Here is a 1,882-nt window from a genome sequence, read left to right on the forward strand (position 1 = left end):
TTTTTTGTGCCTGACCATTAGTCTTGGCTACACGGTGTGTGTTGGCCGGGTGTGGTTGGGGTGTTGTGTGAGAACTGTATAGTGGACGCGAGCATTAGACACACCGGATGGATTGCATTTTTGTGGTTTGTTTGTGTGTGTTTGTGTGATTTCTTTTTTCTTTAGTCAATTTTTTGTCAAGTTCACTTGTGTGGCCACCTGCACTTTGTTGTGTGTGGTGGTTTGTGTGTTCGTTATTTAGGGCGCATGGTGGATGCCTTGGCATGCTGAGCCGATGAAGGACGTGAAAGGCTGCGTTAAGCCTCGGGGAGTTGTCAATTAAGCGTTGATCCGAGGATGTCCGAATGGGGAAACCTGGCCCTGGTTATGTGGGGTTACCCTTCAGTGAATTCATAGCTGTTGTGGGGGTTTACGCGGGGAAGTGAAACATCTCAGTACCCGTAGGAGGAGAAAATAATAATGATTCTGCTAGTAGTGGCGAACGAACGTGGATGAGGCTAAACCGTGTGCATGTGATACCTGGTAGGGGTTGTGTGTGCGGTGTTGTGGGCCCCAACGTGCGGTGACTACCATCATCGTGCTTGTGTGTTGTTGTTAGGTGAAGTGGTTTGGAATTACCTGCCGGAGAAGGTGAGAGTCCTGTAGTTGAAGACAATGGCATTCAGGTTGTTGGGTTGCCCGAGTAGCAGCGGGCTCGTGGAATCTGTTGTGAATCTGCCGGGACCACCCGGTAAGCCTAAATACTCAGTGTGACCGATAGTGTATTAGTACCGTGAGGGAATGGTGAAAAGTACCCCGGGAGGGGAGTGAAATAGTTCCTGAAACCATGTGCTTACAATCCGTCAGAGCACCTTTTTGTGTGTGATGGCGTGCCTTTTGAAGAATGAGCCTGCGAGTCAGCGGCATGTCGCGAGGTTAACCCGTGTGGGGTAGCCGTAGGGAAACCGAATCCTAATGGGGTGGCAAGTGGCATGTCCTGGACCCGAAGCGGGGTGATCTACCCATGGCCAGTGTGAAGCAGCTGTAAGAGGTTGTGGAGGCGCGAACCCACGTAGGTTGAAAACTGCGGGGATGAGCTGTGGGTAGGGGTGAAAGGCCAATCAAACTCCGTGATAGCTGGTTCTCCCCGAAATGCATTTAGGTGCAGCGTCGTATTATAGCTTGGTGGAGGTAGAGCGACTGGTTGGTTGAGCGGGACTACAATCTTAGCAATGTCAGCCAAACTCCGAATGCCACTAATTGTGTTGTACGGCAGTGAGACTGTGGGGGATAAGCTTCATAGTCGAGAGGGAAACAGCCCAGATCGCCGGTTAAGGCCCCTAAGGGTGTACTAAGTGGAAAAGGATGTGGGATCGCGAAGACAGCCAGGAGGTTGGCTTAGAAGCAGCCATCCTTGAAAGAGTGCGTAATAGCTCACTGGTCGAGTGGTTCTGCGCCGACAATTCAGTGGGGCTCAAGTACACCGCCGAAGCCGCGGCAAACAATTTTTGTTTGGGTAGGGGAGCGTCGTGCATGGGTGGAAGCGTTACCGTAAGGAGGCGTGGACTGTGTGCGAGTGAGAATGCAGGCATGAGTAACGAATTGATAGGTGAGAATCCTATCCGCCGGATGACTAAGGGTTCCTGGGTCAAGTTCGTCTTCCCAGGGTGAGTCGGGACCTAAGGCGAGGCCGACAGGCGTAGTCGATGGATAACCAGTTGATATTCTGGTACCCGTACATGCGCGCCCATGATGAAGCACTGATACTAACCACCGCGGATGCACTACCGGTACTCTTTGAGTGTTGGTGGTGTTGATGTCGTGGGGCCTGATGTGTGGTTCAAGTGATGGGGTGACGCAGTGAGGTAGCCACGCCACTTATTGGATTGGTGGTGTAAGCGTG

1 rRNA gene (running past one end of the window) is annotated in these 1,882 nt (G+C 52.0%); it reads left to right on the top strand.

Annotated features, from left to right (window positions below):
- Window positions 1–226: 226 nt before the first annotated feature.
- Window positions 227–1,882, top strand: a 23S ribosomal RNA gene (locus tag QP971_RS11150); it runs 1,511 nt beyond the window's last position.

The organism is Corynebacterium marquesiae, from assembly GCF_030229635.1.
GTDB classification, from domain to species: Bacteria; Actinomycetota; Actinomycetes; order Mycobacteriales; family Mycobacteriaceae; genus Corynebacterium; species Corynebacterium marquesiae.